Annotated in this window: 15 protein-coding genes; 10 read left to right on the top strand and 5 right to left on the bottom strand. The window is 71.4% G+C overall.

Features of this window, described 5'->3' with window-relative positions; all coding sequences use genetic code 11:
• Nucleotide 1: 1 nt before the first annotated feature.
• Nucleotides 2–1522 (bottom strand): FG-GAP repeat domain-containing protein, encoded by a 1521-nt coding sequence (locus ACZ6S4_RS09310; RefSeq protein ID WP_465474423.1) that lies wholly within the window; start codon nucleotides 1520–1522, stop codon nucleotides 2–4.
• Nucleotides 1523–1764: 242 nt separating this feature from the next.
• Here ACZ6S4_RS09310 and ACZ6S4_RS09305 point away from each other — a divergent pair, with 242 nt between their 5' ends.
• The 9 genes from ACZ6S4_RS09305 to ACZ6S4_RS09265 all read left to right on the top strand — a co-directional run bounded on the left by ACZ6S4_RS09305 (nucleotide 1765) and on the right by ACZ6S4_RS09265 (nucleotide 11965).
• Nucleotides 1765–2754 (top strand): LacI family DNA-binding transcriptional regulator, encoded by a 990-nt coding sequence (locus ACZ6S4_RS09305; protein WP_465474422.1) that lies wholly within the window; start codon nucleotides 1765–1767, stop codon nucleotides 2752–2754.
• A gap of 27 nt (nucleotides 2755–2781) precedes the next feature.
• Entirely contained in the window at nucleotides 2782–3996 is a 1215-nt protein-coding gene (locus ACZ6S4_RS09300; protein ID WP_465474421.1) for an extracellular solute-binding protein, read from the top strand.
• Nucleotides 3997–4006: 10 nt separating this feature from the next.
• Complete coding sequence (locus ACZ6S4_RS09295) at nucleotides 4007–5116, top strand: ABC transporter ATP-binding protein (protein ID WP_465474420.1); 1110 nt, start codon at nucleotides 4007–4009, stop codon at nucleotides 5114–5116.
• Nucleotides 5113–6021, top strand: a complete 909-nt coding sequence (locus ACZ6S4_RS09290) for an ABC transporter permease (RefSeq protein WP_465474419.1) — start codon at nucleotides 5113–5115, stop codon at nucleotides 6019–6021. Before ACZ6S4_RS09295 ends, ACZ6S4_RS09290 begins: the two co-directional genes overlap by 4 nt.
• Nucleotides 6021–6860, top strand: coding sequence for an ABC transporter permease (locus ACZ6S4_RS09285; protein ID WP_465474418.1), 840 nt, complete (start codon nucleotides 6021–6023; stop codon nucleotides 6858–6860). Before ACZ6S4_RS09290 ends, ACZ6S4_RS09285 begins: the two co-directional genes overlap by 1 nt.
• 1 nt (nucleotide 6861) lies before the next feature.
• Entirely contained in the window at nucleotides 6862–8070 is a 1209-nt protein-coding gene (gene manD, locus ACZ6S4_RS09280) for a D-mannonate dehydratase ManD (protein WP_465474417.1), read from the top strand.
• Between the two features lie 81 nt (nucleotides 8071–8151).
• On the top strand, nucleotides 8152–9597 hold the full coding sequence (locus ACZ6S4_RS09275; protein ID WP_465474416.1) for a diguanylate cyclase domain-containing protein: 1446 nt from the start codon (nucleotides 8152–8154) through the stop codon (nucleotides 9595–9597).
• 78 nt (nucleotides 9598–9675) lie between these two features.
• Complete coding sequence (gene fdhA / locus ACZ6S4_RS09270) at nucleotides 9676–10923, top strand: formaldehyde dehydrogenase, glutathione-independent (protein WP_465474415.1); 1248 nt, start codon at nucleotides 9676–9678, stop codon at nucleotides 10921–10923.
• A gap of 115 nt (nucleotides 10924–11038) precedes the next feature.
• Complete coding sequence (locus ACZ6S4_RS09265) at nucleotides 11039–11965, top strand: hypothetical protein (protein ID WP_465474414.1); 927 nt, start codon at nucleotides 11039–11041, stop codon at nucleotides 11963–11965.
• Here the strand turns inward: ACZ6S4_RS09265 and ACZ6S4_RS09260 are convergent.
• The gene (locus ACZ6S4_RS09260; protein WP_465474413.1) at nucleotides 11953–12825 is read right to left on the bottom strand and encodes a hypothetical protein; all 873 of its coding nucleotides are present in this window, start codon (nucleotides 12823–12825) and stop codon (nucleotides 11953–11955) included. The genes ACZ6S4_RS09265 and ACZ6S4_RS09260 overlap by 13 nt on opposite strands.
• Before the next feature lie 119 nt (nucleotides 12826–12944).
• Here ACZ6S4_RS09260 and lexA point away from each other — a divergent pair, with 119 nt between their 5' ends.
• Nucleotides 12945–13589: a transcriptional repressor LexA gene (gene lexA / locus ACZ6S4_RS09255; RefSeq protein ID WP_465474412.1), complete on the top strand. Its 645-nt coding sequence runs from the start codon at nucleotides 12945–12947 to the stop codon at nucleotides 13587–13589.
• Nucleotides 13590–13594: 5 nt separating this feature from the next.
• Here lexA and ACZ6S4_RS09250 read toward each other — a convergent pair whose 3' ends face one another.
• The 3 genes from ACZ6S4_RS09250 to ACZ6S4_RS09240 are packed head-to-tail and all read right to left on the bottom strand — an operon-like array spanning nucleotide 13595 to nucleotide 16180.
• A complete protein-coding gene (locus tag ACZ6S4_RS09250) occupies nucleotides 13595–14182 on the bottom strand; it encodes a TetR family transcriptional regulator (RefSeq protein WP_465474411.1) in 588 nt (195 codons plus the stop codon).
• Nucleotides 14172–14948 (bottom strand): SDR family NAD(P)-dependent oxidoreductase, encoded by a 777-nt coding sequence (locus tag ACZ6S4_RS09245; RefSeq protein WP_465474410.1) that lies wholly within the window; start codon nucleotides 14946–14948, stop codon nucleotides 14172–14174. Before ACZ6S4_RS09245 ends, ACZ6S4_RS09250 begins: the two co-directional genes overlap by 11 nt.
• Nucleotides 14945–16180, bottom strand: coding sequence for an MFS transporter (locus tag ACZ6S4_RS09240; RefSeq protein WP_465474409.1), 1236 nt, complete (start codon nucleotides 16178–16180; stop codon nucleotides 14945–14947). Before ACZ6S4_RS09240 ends, ACZ6S4_RS09245 begins: the two co-directional genes overlap by 4 nt.
• Nucleotides 16181–16230 lie beyond the last annotated feature (50 nt).

The following is a 16230-nucleotide window of genomic DNA, read 5'->3' as shown; positions in this document are numbered from 1 at the left end:
GTCAGCCCGCGAGGATCTTCGCCTCGGTGCGACCGGCGGCGGTGCCGTACTTCTGCACCACGACGAGGTCGAGCCGGCCGTCCCTGTTCCAGTCCAGCACCGACAGGCTGTGCCGGTCGTCCGTGGAGACGCGCGCGGTGATCGGCTTGCCGAGGAGGTTGCGGTATTGCGAGGCGCCGTCCAGGATCTGCAGCACCGTCCGGTCGCTCTTGGCCCCGGACTTCTGGGTCACCACCAGGTCAAGGTTGAGGTCGCCGTTGAAGTCCGCGACGGTGAAGGTGTGGCGGGCGTCCGTCGGGCCCAGCGGCGTGGGGCTGTCCTGCAGGTAACGCTGCAGGTTCGCCGCGCCGTCGAGGACCCGGACCTCCGTACGGCCGCTCTTCGTCCCGCACTTCTGGATCACGGCCACGTCCACGCGCCCGTCGGCGTTCCAGTCCGCCACGGCGAACGCGTAGCAGTCGTCGCTCGGGCCGAGCACGGTGGCAGTCTCCTGGAGGTAACGCCGCAGGAACGAGGCGCCGTCGAGGACCCGGACCTCCGTACGGCCGCTCGCCGTGCCGGACTTCTGCGTCACCACCAGATCCGGGCGGCCGTCGAAATTCCAGTCCGTCATGGCGAAAGCGGTCCGGGCGTCGGTCGGGCCCAGCGGGATGGCCGTGTGCAACAACAGGTGCTGGAAGTCGCTGGCGCCGCTCACGATGCGCACCTCGGTGGCGCCGCTGGTCGTGCCGGACTGTTGCAGCACGACGAGGTCGGAGCGCCCGTCGCCGTTCCAGTCGGCCAGCAGCACCTGGTGCCGGTCGTCGAACGTGCCGGGCAGACCGGGCACGGACTGCAGCAGGGCCTTGCTGAAGGGCCCGGCCGGCTTCTTGGGCGTGGACTTCGTCGGCGACTTGGCGGTGCCGCTCGTGCCGGTCGAGGTCGAGCTGGTCCACAGCTGGCCGACGATGAGCCGCGCGTCGTTGGCCTCCGGCCCGTACGCCGCGGGGTAGCGCGAGACCTGCACCCGCTGGCTGATCTGGCCGATGTCGCCGGCCTGCCAGCTGCCGGCGGAATGGGTGCGCAGCATCTTGTCGAGGAACGCGCCGGTGGCGAAGCCGGGGTCGAGCAGCTGCTCGGGGCTGCCCCAGCCCATCGACGGGCGCTGCTGGAACAGGCCGAGGCTGTCGTGGTCGACGGCGAGGGTGTAGTTGTGCAGCGTGCTCTCGGTGATGGCCGTGGTCACCGCGATCACCGCCGCCCGGGCGGGCAGGCCCCGGCCGATCACGTGCCGCACGATGGATCGGGCGCAGGAGACGTTGTATCCGGTCAGGGCCGGGCCGAGCCGCCGGCCGGTCATCGCCGGCCGCAGGCGCTGCGCTACGGCCCGGTCGGCCGCGGTGACGCCGCCGGGGACGCACGGCGCCGACGGGATGGCGGCCCTGGCGGCGGCGGGAGCCGCGGTGGCGGCGACGGGCAGAGACAGCGACGCGGTGACCAGGGCTGCTGCGCACAGCACACCCGACAGAGCTGAAAGCCTCACGACACCTTCCCCCGAAGTGCGGATGGGTCGCGGCCACCCATCGAAGTGACCCTAACCAATGAGCCGCCGGATTGCCATCGTCCGAGTGGCACGCCCTACTGTCGCCGGGCGGCGGCCGGGAACGTACCGCAAACGATTTCAGCCGCGTCCGTAAACGTCGACGGTCATCTATTGACAACGCTCCGCAAAGGATTTCACACTCTCCGCAGCACTCCAGTCCCCGGACGATGCGGAGGCAACCGATGGCGGTGACGATCAAGGACGTGGCCCGGGCGGCCGGGGTGTCGCCGTCCACAGTCTGCCGCGCCCTCTCGACACCGGAGCTGGTGCGCGCCGAGACCCGGGAACGCGTCCAGCGGTCGGCCGCCGAGCTGGACTACTCGCCCAACCGCGCCGCCCGCGGCCTCATCACCGGCCGCACCGGCAACCTCGGGCTCATCGTGCCGGACCTGGGCAACCCGTTCTTCCCCGGCGTCGTCAAGGGCATCCAGGCCCGGGCCCGCGAGGCCGACTACGCCGTTTTCCTCGCCGACACCGACGAGGACCCGGCCGCCGAGGCCCAGCTGGTCCGCACGCTCGCCAAACAGGTGGACGGGATCGTGCTGTGCTCGCCGCGGATGAGCGAGCAGGAGCTGCGGGGCGTGGCCGCACTGACCCCGGTCGTCCTGCTCAACCGCCGGGTCGGCCGCCTCCCGGCGATCACCTTCGACAACGTCGACGGCATGCGGCAGGCCGTCACCCACCTCACCGCCCTGGGGCACCGGCGGATCGCGTACGTCGCCGGGCCGCGCGCGTCCTGGTCCAACCGGGAACGGGTGCGCGGCCTGCGCCTGGCCATCGCCACAGCCGGGGCCGAGCTGGTCGAGGTCGGTCCGGTCCAGCCGCAGTTCGACGGCGGGGTCGCCGCCGCCGACCAAGTGCTCGCCGCCGGGGTCACGGCCGTCATCGCCTACAACGACGTCATCGCGCTGGGTCTGCTCAGCCGCCTGAACGCGCGCGGGATCGCGGTGCCTGCCGCGATCAGCGTGCTCGGCTTCGACGACATCGCCCTGTCAGCGATGGTGCACCCCTCGCTGACCACCGTCGGCCTGCCCATGAAGAGCTGCGGCCGGGCCGGCGTCGACCTGCTGCTGGGCCTGTTGCAGGACCCGGACAAGTTCGGCAGCACCCGCCGCGAGCTCGGCACACAACTGATGGTCCGGGGCTCCACCGGCCCCGCGCCGAGCGCCTGAGACTCATCTCCTCGAGGAAGGCTTCCGATGCCACCACTCGCCCGTAGACGCGCTGTCACCGCCGCAACCGCGGCCCTGCTGCTGCTGACCGCCTGCAGCGCCCCGGACTCCGGCGGCTCCGCCCAGGACGCCGATGGGGAAGTGCCCGCCAAGCCCGGCAAGGCGGTGACCCTCAACATCCTGGACGTGGCCGGCAACCTGCAGCTCACCCAACCCATGATCGACGACTTCGTCAGCAAGAACTCCGGCGTGGTGAGCAAGGTGACGTTCTCCAAGTCGCCGGCGCCCGAGCTGGTCGGCAAGGTCAAGGCCCAGCAGAACGCCAACCGGGTCGACATCGACCTGGTGCTGACCGGTGTCGACGGCCTTTCCGCGGGCATCGAGCAGGGCCTGTGGAACCCGCTGCTCACCAAGTACCGGGACCGGCTGCCCGGCGTACAGGAATATCTGCCCGGAGCCGCGGCCATGCAGCAGCTGGCCGGGGATTCCGGGGTGACCGTCACCTACTACCCGTCCGGTCCGCTGATCGAGTACCTGCCCGCGAAGGTGCCGAACCCGCCGAAGTCGGCGCCGGAGCTGCTGGCCTACGCCAAGGCCAACCCGGGCGCGGTGCAGTACGCCCGGCCGTCCAACTCCGGCCCCGGCCGTACCTTCCTGATGGGCCTGCCCTATCTGCTCGGCGACTCCGATCCCAAGGACCCGACCGGCGGCTGGGACAAGACCTGGGCCTACCTGGCCGAGCTGAACAAGTACGTGACGCTCTACCCGTCGAGCACCGGCGAGACGATGAAGAACCTGGCCAACGGCTCGGCGAAGATCATCGTGTCGACCACCGGGTGGGACATCAACCCGCGGGTGCTGGGCACCGTGCCCAAGGAAGCGGCGATCGGCACCCTGCAGGGCTTCCACTGGGTGACCGACGCGCACTACGCCGTCGTCCCCAAGGGCGTGTCGACCGACAAGCAGTCGGCCATCCTGCTGCTGCTCGCCCACATGCTCACCAAGGAGCAGCAGGCCAAGGCGTACGACAAGGGCTACTTCTACCCCGGTCCCGCGGTCAAGGACGTCGACCTGGCGATGGCGCCGGCGGACAGCCGGGCCGCGATCGAGGAGTTCGGCCGCCCGGAGTACGCGGGCCTGATCGATGGCAACCCGCTCGAGGTGCCGCTGGGTTCCAAGCAACTGGTCGCCGCCTTCGATCGGTGGGACCGCGAGATCGGCGGCGCGAAGGTGGCCAAGTGAGCGAGGCATCATGACAGCCGCGGCGACGAGCCGGGCGAGCACTCCGGCGACGCGTCCGGGCCACTTCGAGACGTTGCGCCTGGACGGGGTCAGCCGCAGCTTCGGCGGGCAGGCGGCGCTGGCCGATCTCGACCTGACCATCCGGCGGGGTGAGTTCATCGCGCTGCTCGGCCCGTCCGGCTGCGGCAAGTCGACCGCTTTGAACTGCCTCGCCGGGCTGCTGCCGCTGACCCGGGGCAGCATCTGGCAGGACGAGACCCGGCTGGACGTGCTGCCGCCCGAGCGGCGTGGCTTCGGCATGGTGTTCCAGAACTACGCACTCTTCCCGCACCTGACGGTCCGCAGGAACATCGCGTTCGGCCTGCAGATGCGGCGGGTGCCGCGGGCCGAGATCCGCCGCCGGGTGGACGAGGCGCTGCGGCTGGTCCACCTGGAGGAGCACGCCGGCAAGCTGCCCGGGCAGCTCTCCGGTGGTCAGCAGCAGCGGGTGGCGATCGCCCGCGCGGTCGTGCTGGAGCCGTCCCTGGTGCTGATGGACGAGCCGTTGTCCAATCTGGATGCCAAGCTGCGCCTGGAGATGCGGACGGAGATCCGCCGCCTGCACCAGTCGCTCGGGCTGACCACCGTCTACGTCACCCACGACCAGGAGGAGGCGCTGTCGCTGGCCGACCGGCTGGTGGTCCTGCGCGCGGGCCGGGTGCAGCAGATCGGCACGCCGGAGGAGCTGCACACCGAGCCGGCCAACTGGCACGTCGCCGACTTCATGGGCTACCGCAATCTGCTGCCGGTGCGGGCCGGCGCGCGGCAGGGCGCGGGCATCACCGTGGAGATCGAGGGGCAGCAGCTGACCGGCACGCCGGTCGGTGAACCGGCGCCGGGCAGCGAGGTGATCGCCGGGATCCGGCCGGAGGACCTGCGGATCGGTCCGGAAGGCGGCACGGGGGTGCCGGCCGTCGTCGAGGTCGTGGAGTATCAGGGCCGCGAGGTGGCGGTCGAGGCACGGACCGCCGGCGGCATCCCGCTGAACCTGCGGGCCGTCGACCGGCCCGCGGTCGGCGACCGGATCACCGTCACCGTCGAGCCCCGGCGGCTGCTGGTCTTCCCGGCGGACCCGCGATGACCGCGATCAACGCCGCCACGGGCGGGGCCCGGCCGGCGCTGCGGCACCGCCTCGCCGAGCGCGGCATCGACCGGCAGTTGCTGCTGCTCATCCCGGCGGCGCTCTTCGTGCTCGTCCTCTTCATCTACCCCTTCCTGTACGGCGTGGGCCTGTCCTTCCAGCCCACGGAGGGCGGGGCGCTGGGGGCGTACCGGGAGTTCTTCACCGACGCGTACCTGCGGGACACGATCCTCACCACGTTGCAGCTGTCGTTGCCGGCGGCGTTGCTGAACGTGCTGGCGTCGGTGCCCATCGCGTACCGGATGCGGGGCCGGTTCCGCGGCAAGCGGTTGCTGACCACCCTGCTGGTCGTGCCGATCACGCTCGGCACGGTGCTCACCGCCCAGGGCCTGCTCAACTTCCTCGGCCCGACCGGCTGGTTCAACCGGACCCTGCTGAGCTCCGGCCTGGTGGACGCGCCGGTACGGCTCACCAACAACTACTGGGGTGTCTTCTTCTCGCTGGTGATCACCGGTTTCCCGTTCGCCTTCCTGCTGGTGCTGTCGTACCTGTCGGGCATCGACCCCACCCTGGAACGGGCCGCGGCCACCCTCGGCGCCGGCCGCTGGCAGCGCTTCCGGCGGATCACGCTGCCGCTGCTCGCGCCCGGGCTGGCCACCACGTTCTGCCTGACGTTCGTGCTGGCGTTCAGCGTCTTCCCGTCGGCGGTGCTGGTCGGTGACCCGTCCGGCACGACCCGGGTGATGTCGATCGCCGCGTACGACGCCGCGTACGTGCGCTACGACTATCCGCTCGCGTCCGCGGTCGCCGTGCTCATGGGTGTGGTCGAGCTGCTGGTCATCGCCGCGGTGCTGGGCTGGCGGGCGTTGCTCTACACCGGATCGACGGCCGGGGGCAAAGGCTGATGGCCGCCCGGCGAGCGATTGTGGCCACCCCGATGGCGTGGCTGGTCTGGGGCGTGGTGCTGGCCTTCTTCGTCTTCCTGGCCGGGGTCATCGGCTCGGTGGTGGTGAGCTCGTTCGGCACCCAGTGGTTCGACACCTGGCTGCCGGTGGGCTGGACCCCGAAGTGGTACGCCCAGTCCTGGGACGAGTTCACCCTGCTGCCGGTGCTGATCGTGACCCTGGAGGTGTCGGCGCTGGTGGTCGGCATCTCGGTGCTGATCGGCGTGCCGGCCGCGTACGTGCTGGCCCGCCGCAGCTTCCCCGGGCGCCGGCTGCTCTATCTCCTGTTCCTGCTGCCGATCCTGATGCCACCGATCACCTACGGCATCCCGCTGGCCACCGTGCTCTACAAGTACGGCTTCGCCGGCAACCTCTCCGGCGTCGTGCTGGCCAACCTGGTGCCGTCGGTGCCGTTCGTGATCCTGACCATGACGCCGTTCATCGAGCAGATCGACCCGGCCGTGGAACGGGCGGCGCGGATGTGCGGCGCCGGCACCCGGCAGGTCTTCACCCGCATCCTGGCGCCGCTGCTGGTGCCCGGCATCCTGGCCGCCTCGATCCTGGTGCTGGTCCGTACCGTGGGCATGTTCGAGCTGACCTTCCTGACCGCCGGGCCGGACTCGCAGACGCTGGTCGTCGCCCTGTACTACTCGATGTCGGCGGCCGGGATCCGGGCCCAGCAGTCCATCGACGCGATGGCGGTGATCTACACGTCGATGATGCTGGTGCTGCTGGTGCTCGCGTTGCGCTTCGTCAACCCGACCCAGCTGGTCGCCCGGGTCCGCGACGAGGGGGACTGAGATGCGCGTCGCCGAGGCGCGGGTGATCGTGACGTCGCCCGGGCGCAACTTCGTGACCCTGAAGCTGGTGACGGACGCCGGCGTGACCGGGGTCGGCGACGCCACGCTGAACGGGCGCGAGCAGGCCGTGGCCGCCTATCTCGCCGAGCACGTGGTGCCGCTGCTGCTCGGGCGGGATGCGGCGCGGATCGAGGACACCTGGCAGCTGCTGTACAAGGGCGCGTACTGGCGGCGCGGGCCGGTGACGATGAGCGCGATCGCCGCCGTGGACACCGCGCTGTGGGACATCAAGGGCAAGGTCGCCGGGCTGCCCGTGTACCAGTTGCTCGGCGGGCGCAGCCGCGACGGCGTCACCGTGTACGGCCACGCCGCGGCCGAGACCGTCGACGACGTGCTCACCGACGTGGGCCGGCTCGTCGGCGCGGGCTACCGGGCGGTCCGGGTGCAGACCGGGGTGCCCGGCCTCACCGGCACGTACGGCGTCACCGCGGACCCGCGCAACTACGAGCCGGCCGGGTCCGCACTGCCCACCGAGGCGGTGTGGTCGACCCGGCGTTACCTGGCCCACGTGCCGGGGGTCTTCGAACGGGTCCGCGCCGAGTTCGGCCCCGACCTGCGCCTGCTGCACGACGCCCACCACCGCCTGACGCCGATCGAGGCGGCCGGGCTGGGCCGGGCGCTGGAGCCGTACGGGCTGACCTGGCTGGAGGACCCGGTGCCGGCCGAGCTCCAGGAGGGCTACCGGCTGATCCGGCAGCACACCACCACCCCGCTGGCCGTCGGTGAGGTCTTCAACAGCATCTGGGACTGCCGCCAGCTGATCACCGAGCAGCTCATCGACTACATCCGGACCAGCGTCGTGCACGCCGGCGGGATCACCCACCTGCGCCGCATCTTCGACCTGGCCGACCTGTACCACGTGCGCAGCGGCTCGCACGGCGCGACCGACCTGTCGCCGGTCTGCCTGGCCGCCGCGCTGCACCTCGATCTCAGCATCCCCAACTTCGGGCTGCAGGAGTACATGCCGCACAGCGCCGAGACCGACGCGGTGTTCCCGCACAGCTACCGCTTCGCCGACGGTTACCTGCACCCGTCCGAGGAGCCGGGGCTCGGCGTGGACATCGACGAGGAGCTCGCCGCGAGGTACCCGTACCGGCCGGCCTCCCTGCCGGTGAACCGCCTGGAGGACGGCACCCTGCACAGCTGGTGAGCCCCTGATCGCAACCGGACCACTCCCCGGCCTGCGCGGTCCAGCGCTTTGCCCGCGTGACTCGCGGCCGATCAGAGTTCTGTGAAGCGTCTGCCCGCGGGTGCCGTACCCGTGCTCGCCGTGCTCTTCGGGCTGCCCACGGTGCTGCTGCCGGGGTCGGTGACGGCGCAGGTCACGTACACGATCGCCTTCGTGTCCTTCGTCGCACTGGCCTGGCTGGGGGTGCGCGGGCGGACCGGCCGGGACCGGACCGCCCACGCCCTGATGGCCGCCGCGCTGACCGCCTGGCTCGGCGGTGACCTGCTCTACTCGGTGCTGGTCTGGCGCCTCGGCGAGCTGGGCGACGTGTCGGCCCCGGACGTGTTGTGGGTGCTCGGCTATCCCCTGCTGGCGGCCGGCATGGTGGTGCTGGTCCGGCTCCGCGCGCCCGGGCGCCTGCGCGAGGCCGCCCTGGACGTACTGGCCATGGCCACCGTGGTGGCTGCGCTGTTCTGGCAGTTCATGGTCGCGCCCGAGGTCACCGGCAACACGATGTCGCTCGCGGTGCTGTTCAGCGTCTTCTACCCGTTCGGCGACGTGCTGCTGTTCGCGGCGGGCGCGCTGGTGGTGCTCTCCCCCGGCGAACGCACCGCCTCGACCCGGTATCTGATCGCGGCCCTGGTCGTGACCTTCGCCGGCGACGTGACGATCTCGGTGGTCTCGCCGGTGTTCCCGGAGTTCGACACCGCCCGGCTGGACAGCGTGCTGCTGCTGGCGAACGCCATGCTGGCCGCCGCCCTCTGGCACCGCGACGCGGACGACCCCGCCGGCGTGGCCAAGGCCGACGCCCAGCGCCTGCACCCGGCCCGGGTGGTGTTCCTGGGCGTCTCGCTGCTGGCGCTCCCCTCGATCAACGACATGCGGATCGACGACCAGGCAATCCAGCGGGTCACCATGCTCAGCGCCATGGTCATGCTCACCGTCATCGTGCTCATCCGGTTCACCCTGGTGGTCCGCGAGCAGGAGCAGGTGCGCGCGGCGCTGGCCCACCGGGCCACCCACGACCAGCTCACCGGGCTGGTCAACCGGCAGGAGCTGCATGTCCGGCTGACCGCCGCGCTGCGGCAGCGGGCCGGGAACGGCCCGGTGGTGCACTTCCTCGACCTCAACGGCTTCAAACCCGTCAACGACCGGTACGGGCACGCGGCCGGCGACTTGGTGCTCATCGAGGTGGCCCGGCGGCTGCGCGCGACGGTACGGGACACCGACACCGTGGCCCGGCTGGGCGGCGACGAGTTCGTGGTGGTCTCCGCCGCGGTCGACGACGTCGGCGCGGTCACCGAACGTCTCCGCAGCGCCGTCGCGGCACCGTTGCATCACGACGGCCACGACCTGCGGATCGGCGTCAGCGTCGGGCACGCCTCGGCGGCGGACCTCGAGCACCCCACGTCGGACACCCTGCTGGCCGCCGCCGACGCGACCATGTACCGGGAGAAGGGCGCCACGTATGCGCCTGATGCGACTATCGGCATGTCTCGTACATATTGATGGTTCTTTTTGACCTACGACGCGAGAAGCATGGGAGGTCCGGCCCACAGGCAAGGGCGAGCAGGAACGGAGCACAACATGACGGGCAACAGAGCGGTTGTCTATCAGGGTCCCGGTCAGGTCGAGGTCCGAGACAGCGACTACCCCACGTACGAGATGAAGGACGGTCCGGGCGTCAACAAGGCCAACGTCGGCCGCCGGACGCCGCACGGCGCGATTCTCAAGACCGTTGCCACCAACATCTGCGGCAGCGACCAGCACATGGTCCGGGGACGCACCACCGCACCGGAAGGGCTGGTGCTCGGGCACGAGATCACCGGCGAGGTCGTCGACACCGGCCCGGACGTGGAGTACATCAAGGTGGGCGACATCTGCTCGGTGCCGTTCAACATCTCCTGCGGCCGGTGCCGCAACTGCAAGGAACGCAAGACCGGCGTCTGCCTCAACGTCAACCCGGACCGGCCCGGATCGGCGTACGGCTACGTCGACATGGGCGGCTGGGTCGGCGGGCAGGCCGAGTACGTGATGGTGCCGTACGCCGACTGGAACCTGCTGCGGTTCCCCGACCGGGACCAGGCGATGGAGAAGATCCTCGACCTGGCCATGCTGAGCGACATCTTCCCCACCGGCTACCACGGCTGCGTCAGCGCCGGCGTGACGACCGGATCGACCGTGTACATCGCCGGCGCGGGCCCGGTCGGGCTGGCCGCCGCGACGTCGGCGTTCCTGCTGGGCGCGGCGGTCGTCATCGTCGGCGACCTCAACGCGGAGCGCCTGGCCCAGGCCCGCAGCTTCGGCTGCGAGACGGTCGACGTGTCCCAGGGCGACCCGGCGGAACAGGTGCAGCAGATCCTCGGCCGCGACGCCCCGGCGATCGGCCAGCCGCTGGTCGACTCGGCCGTGGACGCGGTGGGCTTCGAGGCACGGGGGCACGGCGAGAACGCGCAGACCGAGATGCCGGCCACGGTGCTCAACTCACTGATGGACCTCACCCGCGCGGGCGGGGCGATCGGCGTCCCGGGCCTCTACGTCACCGGCGACCCGGGCGGCGTCGACGACGCGGCGAAGCACGGCTCGCTGTCGATCCGGCTCGGGCTGGGCTGGGCCAAGTCGCACTCGTTCGTCACCGGCCAGTGCCCGGTGATGAAGTACAACCACGAGCTGATGATGGCGATCCTGCACGACCGGGTGCAGATCGCGAGGAACGTGAACGCCACCCCGATCCCCCTGGACCAGGCCCCGCGCGGCTACCAGGAGTTCGACCAGGGCGCGGCCCGCAAGTACGTCCTCGACCCGCACGGCACGATCAGCAGCCGGGCCAACTGACGCCGGGCACCGGGAGCGAGCGGGCCGAGAGGCCCGCCCGCTCCCGACTTGTGGCAGGCGGTCGTAGCCGGAAGTCGGCAGCCCGGATCCCGCCGTCGATGGTCCGCTGGTAGGCGTGACCGCGCGCAAACCCGCTCTCGCGCTGCTGCTGACAGCTCCGTTTCTCGGCGAGACGCTGTCGACGGCGACGCCGCCGCTCGACCTGATCCAGCCGTGGCGGCTCCCGGTGATGATTGCGCTGTACGGCTGCGGCGCGCTCATCTGCCGCGAGCTCACCTGCCGCCACCGGCTGGGCCTGCCCGGTCTGTGCCTGCTGGCCGCCGCGTACGCCGTCTACGAGGAGGCCCTGGTCGACCGCTTCTGGTTCGATCCGCGGTACTGGGACAGCGTGGGTGTCGGCGCCTACAGCGAGGTCTGGCACACCAACCTGCTGATCGCCGCGCATCTGACCGCCTTCCACGTCGGGGTCAGCATCTGCTCGTCGGTCCTGCTCGTCGAACAGGTCTTCCCCGCTACCCGGCAACAGCCGTGGGTCGGCCGCCCCGGTCTGGCCGTCGCCGCGCTGTCTCTCCTGGCCGTACCGGTGCTGACCTACGCCGACTTCGCCCGCGAGCCGGCCGGTCAACTGCTCGCGGCCGGCGGCCTGTGCGTCCTGTTCGCCGGGTGCGCGTTCCTGACACCACGTCTCCCCCGCCGGCTGGCTCCGGGCTCCTGCCCGCCCCGGCCTCGCCTCGTCGGCTTCATCGCGTTCACTGCGACGGCGGCCCACTTCGTCCTCGTCTACGCCGTCCCGTCGACCGGCATCAGCTGGCCGATCGGCACAGCCGCCGCCCTGCTCCCGATAGCGCTGGCCGTCCCGCTGATCCGCCGCCTGACAACGGGCGACGGGCTGTGGGTCGTCACCGGGATCCTCGCGTTCTTCCTCATGCTCGACGCCGTGATCGGGCTCGGCGGCCGCTACGACCTCACCATCGGCGCTCTCGCGGCCACGTTTGCCCTGTGGTGGATCCACCAGCGGACCGCGCGGACTCAGGTGCGGTGATGCTTCTTCACGAAGGTGTAGCCGGGGGCGAGCGGGCTGGCCGGCACCTGCTCGCTCTCGACCGCCTTCTCGTGCAGCGTCACCTGCTTCTCCGAGGGCTGCGCGCCCGGCGGGAGTCTGCGGACGAAGCCGTTGACCCAGTGGTCGCGGCGGTCGGCTCCCTCACCCTCGGCGAAGTCCGGATCACCCGGGTACGGCGCCGGCTCGACCAGCGGCGCGTAGAACAGCATCTCGGCCGGCTTCTGGCCCTCGACGGCGGGATAGGACGGATAGCCCGCCTTGTCGACGCTGCCCGGTACCCGGGTCAGGTAGCCCTCGCGGATCAGCTGGTCGACGGCGTTGCGCAGCAGGAACGTGCCGCGGGCGCCCCGGCCCAGCCCGCAGTGCGCGGCCAGCCCTGACTCGGCGAGAACCGCGCTGCCGTCGGAGAAGACGCGGCCGAGTTTGCGTACGGCGTGCAGCACCTGGCCACGGTTCGATTTGCCGGCGTCGAACTCGCGGGTGACGACCCTGGGGTCGTACTCGTGGTAGTAGTTCACGCCGTCGACCCGCATCGGCTCTTCCAGCGGAGCCGTCCGCACGACGATCTCGTCCTTGGCGGACTGCCACGAGACGGTGACGAGCACGCCGGGCCGCAGGTCGGCCGGCCAGACGATGTCGCCGAACTGCCATTCGACGTCCTGGCGCAGGGCGGTCTCGAAGACCTGCCGGGCGGGCGTCACACCGTGCTCCCGGTGCTCGAGCACGAGCGGGATGGCCGCGCGGTCCTGCAAGGTCTCGACGCATTCCTCGGGGGCGGCGCAGACGCCGCCGTCGAGATCTGCCTGCCAGAGGGCGAGTCGACGGGTCACCCGCACCATGATCCACCTCCGTGGGCCCCCGGGCCCGCACCGACCCTACCCCGCCGTTCAGCGGCCCGGACCGGCCAGATGGGCGTGCCGGACGGCCCCCGGTGAGGCGGATAGGTCAAGATCGTGAGGTGCTACTGGCTGAGGACCTCGACACGTCCACACTCACTGATCGGCAGCGAGCGATCCTGTCCGTCATCCGGGACTGGGCGACCCGGTACGGCTACTCGCCGTCCACCCGCGAGATCGCCGACGCGGTGGGGCTGGCCTCGACGTCGTCGGTCAGCCGCCACCTGCGCATCCTGGAGGAACGTGACTTCCTGCGCCGGGGTGGCGCCAGCACCCGCCCGATCGACGTCCGCATGTTCCTGGAACCGCCGGCCCGGGCCGAGGGCGACGCGACGACGGTGACCCTCCCGCTGGTCGGGTCCATCGCCGCCGGCAGCCCGATCCTCGCCGAGGAGACCCTCGACGAGACCCTGACGCTGCCCCGCGAGCTGGTCGGCCGGGGCGAGCTCTACTGCCTCCGGGTACGGGGCGACTCGATGATCGACGCGGCGATCTGCGACGGGGACATCGTGGTCGTGCGGCGCCAGAGCGAGGCCTACAACGGTGACATCGTCGCCGCGATGATCGACGAGGAGGCCACCGTCAAGGTCTTCCGCCGCCGGGGCGGTCACGTGCTCCTGGAGCCGCGCAACCCGGCGTACGAGACCATCGACGGTGACCGCGCGGTGGTGCTGGGCAAGGTGGTCTCGGTGCTGCGCCGGGTCTGACCGGCTCACGAGGCCCGGCCGGCGAGGGGGAAGCCGGTCTCCAGATAGCCGACCGCGCGCGTGACAGCCGTGCTGCCGGTCGCTCCGGCCCGGATCGCGGCGAGGATGGCCCCGGTCAGTGCGCCGGTGAAGACCCGCGCCTCGAAGTCGTCCGGGCCGGGTCGCAGCCGGGCGACGAGTGCTTCGGCCAGCACCGTGACGACGCGGGCCAGCTCGTCGAGCTCCGCCTGACGCAGCTCGGGCACGGTGTCGACGAGCCGGCGGCGTTGTTCTTCCTCCTCGTTGCCGACGCGGGCCAGGCCGGCGTCGACGGCCCGACGGAACACGGTGAGTGGGGGCAGGTGGGTGGGCTGCTCGGCGAGAGCGGCCAGCATGATCGCTTCGAGGTCGTCGGCCAGGACCACGCGTTCCTTGCCGGCGAAGTAGCGGAAGAACGTGCTCGGCGAGATGTCGGCGGCCGCGGCTATCTGGTCGGTGGTCGTCGCGGCGTACCCCTGCTCGGCGAACAGCCGCAGCCCCTGGGCGCGGATCCGGTCCCGGATCTGCGCTTTCTTGCGTTCCCGCAGGCCGGGACGGCCCGACTCAGCCGGCATCGGGGCTGCCCACCAGCTCCGCGGTGAGCTTCCACAACTCCCGCTCGGCGGCGGCGTCGCCGGCCGGCGCGACCGCCGTGAAGGCCTTTCCCGTCTTGGCGGAGTAGTAGCCGCCGGTCCGGCCGGCGAGGGCCGGGTCCGTGGCCAGGCGGACGACGCCGGCCGTGCCGCGCCGGGGATCACCCACCCGCAGGGCCTTCAGGACTCGCTCGATCGCGCCCGCGAAGCGCACCTCGCGGCCGAGGCCGGTGACGTTGAAGCCGGGGTCGAGCGCGTTGGCCGTCACGCCCGTGCCGGCCAGGCGGCGGGCCAGCTCGTTGCTGAACATGATGTCGAGCAGCTTGGTGCGGCCGTACCTGAGGGAGGACTCCCGGGCGTTGAACGGTGTGGTGTCGGTCAGATCGGCGGGCAGGTCGAGGGTGCCGTGCCGGCGGGACGCCTCGGATGCGACCGTGACGATCCGGGCCGGTGCGGCAGCGATCAGCGTCGCGCCCAGCGCCTCGGTCAGCACCCAGGGGGCCAGATAGTTGACGGTCATCATCTCGGGGAGACCGGCCGGAGTGGTGCGCGCCGAGAAAGCGTGCAGCCCAGCGTTGTTGATCAGCACGTCGATCCGCGGATGCCGGCCGGCGATGTCGGCGCCGGCCCGGCGGACCTGGTCGAGGTCGGCGAGATCGGCCGCGACGAGGTCGACGCCGGTGCCGGGGGCGGCGCTGTCGATCCGGGCGCGGGTGGCTTCGGCGCGGGCGCTGCCGCAGGCGATCATTGCGCGTCATCGGTGTGCGCGATGCGGCTGGTCTCCCGCCAGAGGAGCAGGACGAAGACCGCCGAGCCGGCGAACGCGAACCAGAACGGTGCCGTCACGCCGTAGTGGGTGGCCAGGGTGCCGCCGATGGCCGAACCGACCACCAGCCCGCCGTACAGGCCGATGGTGTTGACGCTGGTGACGCGGCCCTGCAGAGGCAACGGGACCGCGCGCTGGCGGATGGTGATCGAGGTCGTGTGCCAGATGAACGCGTGCGCGCCGAAGAGAAAGAAGATCGGCAACGCGACGGCCGCCGAAGTGGTAAGGGCCAGGGCCAGGTGGGTGACCGTCTCGAGGACGAGTCCCGCGCGCATGACGTTGCCCAGGCTCACGCGGCGGGTGAGCGGGCCGTAGATCCCCGTGCCGGCCAGGCCACCCAGGGCCATGACCGTGGTGAGCGCACCGAAGCCGATCGCGCCGAGGCCCAGCCGCTGGGTCGCGTACAGGACCAGCACCGACCAGGCGGCACCGAAGGTGACGTTGAAGATCATGATGGTCAGCACCAGCGTGCGCACCGCCGGGTTGTGCAGCACCCACCGGAAACCCTCGCCGATGTCGCGGCGCACGTCGCCGCGGATCCGGTCCGCGGTGCGGCCGTGCGGCGGCAGCACGACTTTCGACACCAGGAGCACGCCCGCGGTGACCAGGACGAGCTCGGCCGCGAACGGCCAGCCCACCCCGGCGGCGAACAGCACCGCCCCGATCGACGGGCCGATCAGCTGGTCCAGGGTGAGCAGCCCGGTCTGCAGCCGGGAGTTGGCCAGGGCGAGATCGTCCCGGTGCACCAGCATCGGCGTCAGCGTGGTGACGGTGTTGTCGGCGAACACCTCCGCGGTGGCCAGCAGGCCCAGCGCCACCAGCGCCCCGGCGACCGAGATGGTCCCGGTGACCAGCGTGACGGTGAGCGCGCCGAGCACCGCGACCCGGGCGAGGTTGGCCACCATCACCACCCGGCGGCGGTCGTGGCGGTCGGCCAGCACACCCGCGTAGAGACCGAACACCAGCGGGGGCGCCCAGCGCAGCATGGCGGCCAGCGAGATCAGGAACGGGTCGTGGGTCAGCGAGGCGAGCAGCAGCGGGCCGGCCGCGGTGGCAATACCGTCGCCGAGGTTCGTCGACCAGGACGACGCGAGCAGCCAGCGGAAGCCCGTACCGAGGCGCGCCGGGACCAGGATCTCCGCTGCTCTGCCCACAAGCCGGGAACCCTACGTCCGGCGCCGCCGGGCCGCACCCGGATATCCCG

The organism is Actinoplanes sp. NPDC051405 (assembly GCF_055586185.1).
The sequence above is the reverse complement of the archived record's forward strand: the minus strand, read 5'-3'. Positions and strand labels throughout refer to the sequence as shown.

What these genes read in the sequence shown, in the direction of transcription:
- ACZ6S4_RS09305 (WP_465474422.1), top strand. Translation starts at nt 1,765, where the DNA reads ATGGCGGTGACGATCAAGGACGTGGCCCGGGCGGCCGGGGTGTCGCCG.
- ACZ6S4_RS09300 (WP_465474421.1), top strand. Translation starts at nt 2,782, where the DNA reads ATGCCACCACTCGCCCGTAGACGCGCTGTCACCGCCGCAACCGCGGCC.
- ACZ6S4_RS09295 (WP_465474420.1), top strand. Translation starts at nt 4,007, where the DNA reads ATGACAGCCGCGGCGACGAGCCGGGCGAGCACTCCGGCGACGCGTCCG.
- ACZ6S4_RS09290 (WP_465474419.1), top strand. Translation starts at nt 5,113, where the DNA reads ATGACCGCGATCAACGCCGCCACGGGCGGGGCCCGGCCGGCGCTGCGG.
- ACZ6S4_RS09285 (WP_465474418.1), top strand. Translation starts at nt 6,021, where the DNA reads ATGGCCGCCCGGCGAGCGATTGTGGCCACCCCGATGGCGTGGCTGGTC.
- manD (WP_465474417.1), top strand. Translation starts at nt 6,862, where the DNA reads ATGCGCGTCGCCGAGGCGCGGGTGATCGTGACGTCGCCCGGGCGCAAC.
- fdhA (WP_465474415.1), top strand. Translation starts at nt 9,676, where the DNA reads ATGACGGGCAACAGAGCGGTTGTCTATCAGGGTCCCGGTCAGGTCGAG.
- ACZ6S4_RS09260 (WP_465474413.1), bottom strand. Translation starts at nt 12,825, where the DNA reads ATGGTGCGGGTGACCCGTCGACTCGCCCTCTGGCAGGCAGATCTCGAC.
- ACZ6S4_RS09250 (WP_465474411.1), bottom strand. Translation starts at nt 14,182, where the DNA reads ATGCCGGCTGAGTCGGGCCGTCCCGGCCTGCGGGAACGCAAGAAAGCG.
- ACZ6S4_RS09245 (WP_465474410.1), bottom strand. Translation starts at nt 14,948, where the DNA reads ATGATCGCCTGCGGCAGCGCCCGCGCCGAAGCCACCCGCGCCCGGATC.